Raw genomic sequence first — 2,264 nt, 5'->3', positions numbered from 1 at the left:
AATTAGCTTATCAATCATTAGGGGGCAACTCCTTTAAACCAGCCTTGATTCCATAGATAGCCAGGTAAGTCTCCAGCTTCGACTAGATTGACAAGGGTTGGATTATCTTTAGCCCTTGAAAATTTGGTGATCCCATGTTCTTTGGTCAGCCAAAAGATGCTCTCCAGGGGAACGGCATTTAAAAAGTCAGGGGAGTGGGTAGAGACAAAAACCTGGCCACCACGATGGGCATAGCTGGCAAATTCTTCGGCGAGTTCATGTAAAAGGCTGGGGTAAAGTTGGTTTTCGGGTTCTTCGACACAGAGCAGGGGGTGAGGCTTAGGATCGAAGAGCAATATTAAATAGGCAAACATTTTCATGGTGCCATCGGAAACATAGCGATCGATAAAGGGGTCTTTAAAAGCTTGATCTTGAAATTTTAGGATTAGTCTGCCGTCTTCGGTGTTTTTGGCTTCTACTTTGGAAATGCCGGGGACTCGCTCTTGCATTCGCTGGAGAATTTTCTCGAATATTTCGGGATGTTCTTGATAGATGTATTGGGCTACTAATGCCATATTATCTCCTGTGGGGGAGAGGTGTTCGGCATAGAATGCGTCTTTGCTGCCTCTAGCTTCATTGATATGAAAGTCGGAAACATGCCAGTTTTCGATCAGGGAACGAAAGGCACTGGCGGCTTTGAAGCGTTGGAATTGTCCTAAGCCTTTTATGGCTAAAATGTCGCTGGAATCAAGTTGTTGTTCTTCCCGTTTTAGTTCTGTGTCAGCTTGTTCAAAGTTTTCTTCGTTAATGATAGCGTATCCTTTTCCTTGTTCAAAGTCTAATAAATGAAAAAGTTGACCCTTTGGGCCACGTTTATAACGCAGAATTTCTCGTTTTATTAACGGTCGTTTCTTCTCTTGTCCAATGAGAAGACTATAGGTAACCAGGCGCTCAGTTCCTTGAATTTTAATACGGAACTTAAGTTCTATTTCGATATCTTCTTGCTCTTTACCTCGGGTGATAACTTCATTGAAACCGCCACGAACTTGGAGAGCTTGACGAATATTATTTTTGAGGGCATCATGGAGAAATCCAAATATGTCAAACAGGGTTGATTTTCCGGTACCGTTGGCACCAACGATAACAAAAAATGCTGGAATATTTTTTATTTCCAGGTTTTCAAAGACACGATAGTTTTTGATTTTGATGGAAAGGATTTTCATACTCTATAATTTCCCTAAACAAACATGTAAGGAGCATCCATCCCTAACTAATCACAAAATCCCGTCGATCGTGGCATCAATTTCTACCAAATTGCGATCCACTTGCTTTAACTCCACCGCCACCACCCCTAGATTAATCTCCGCTGACTGTTCCCAAGTCTGGCATACAGCCATTACAGCCCAATCAGGTTCTCAAGGCTAGGTCTTTTTCGTTAGCACTAACCCACACTTGGATCTGTCTATCAGGACTTACGCAAAGCCCCCTAAATCCCCCAAGCGAGCAATCCCTCGCTTGGGGGACTTTGACATCATTACCCCTCCCGGTGCGCTTTCCGTTGGCGAATTAAATTCGCCACGGGTCGCACCGAAAAATTGGGGGGCAGGGGGGCAAAACCAACTAACTTCGTAAGTCCTATCTATGCTGCTTCAGGATCGTCTATCCTGTGATCGGAGGGGATCAATTTACTTAATTACAAAAGTAACATACTCCCTAGTCAGACGCCTAAGTCTGTTAACTGTTAAAATATAACTAATTATCAGCTGAATTAATCAGGGAAAAAGAATCATGAATATCCTGATTTCTGCTTATGGCTGTTCCCCAGTAAGAGGGTCTGAATATGGTATAGGTTGGAATGTCGTAAAACAAATAGCTAAAGACCATAGCCATAAGTGTTGGGTGCTCACTAACATAACTGATCAGTCTCAGATTGAACAGGAATTGGCTAATTCACCTTTAGACAATGTCACCTTTATCTTTGTAGCAATGTCTGAAGGGTCTCGTAATTCAGGATTGTCCCATTATTTGTACTATATTGCCTGGCAGATTAGAGCATTTTTTGTTGCCAAAAAACTCCAGGGGGAAATTGGCTTTGATTTAGTTCACCATGTCACCTATCAAAATTCCTGGTTGCCGACATGGATAGGCTGGCTAGGTGTGCCCTTGATTTGGAATGGTGGCGCTAAAGATAAAATTCCTTCGGTACTCTTGAAGACATTATCCCTAAAATCGGCCATGATGGAACGGATTCGGATGGTGTCGATGAATGTCCTAGGTCGCTTTAC

Annotated in this window: 2 protein-coding genes and 1 pseudogene; 1 reads left to right on the top strand and 2 read right to left on the bottom strand. The window is 42.8% G+C overall.

Translation table 11 applies throughout. The annotated features are described in order from the left end of the window. Positions 1–17: 17 nt before the first annotated feature. The gene (locus F6K20_RS34920; protein WP_287297868.1) at positions 18–1,202 is read right to left on the bottom strand and encodes an AAA family ATPase; all 1,185 of its coding nucleotides are present in this window, start codon (positions 1,200–1,202) and stop codon (positions 18–20) included. Positions 1,203–1,253: 51 nt separating this feature from the next. After that, a complete protein-coding gene (locus F6K20_RS34915; RefSeq protein WP_287297866.1) occupies positions 1,254–1,376 on the bottom strand; it encodes a hypothetical protein in 123 nt (40 codons plus the stop codon). A gap of 391 nt (positions 1,377–1,767) precedes the next feature. Here F6K20_RS34915 and F6K20_RS34910 point away from each other — a divergent pair. Beyond that, positions 1,768–2,264, top strand: a pseudogene (locus F6K20_RS34910) (glycosyltransferase family 1 protein); the annotation flags it as partial.

It is taken from the genome of Moorena sp. SIO2C4 (assembly GCF_010672485.1).
Lineage (GTDB): Bacteria > Cyanobacteriota > Cyanobacteriia > Cyanobacteriales > Coleofasciculaceae > Moorena > Moorena producens.
Note: the sequence above shows the minus strand (reverse complement) of the source record. Positions and strands in the feature narration are given on the sequence as shown.

What these genes read in the sequence shown, in the direction of transcription:
- F6K20_RS34920 (WP_287297868.1), bottom strand. Translation starts at nt 1,202, where the DNA reads ATGAAAATCCTTTCCATCAAAATCAAAAACTATCGTGTCTTTGAAAAC.
- F6K20_RS34915 (WP_287297866.1), bottom strand. Translation starts at nt 1,376, where the DNA reads ATGGCTGTATGCCAGACTTGGGAACAGTCAGCGGAGATTAATCTAGGG.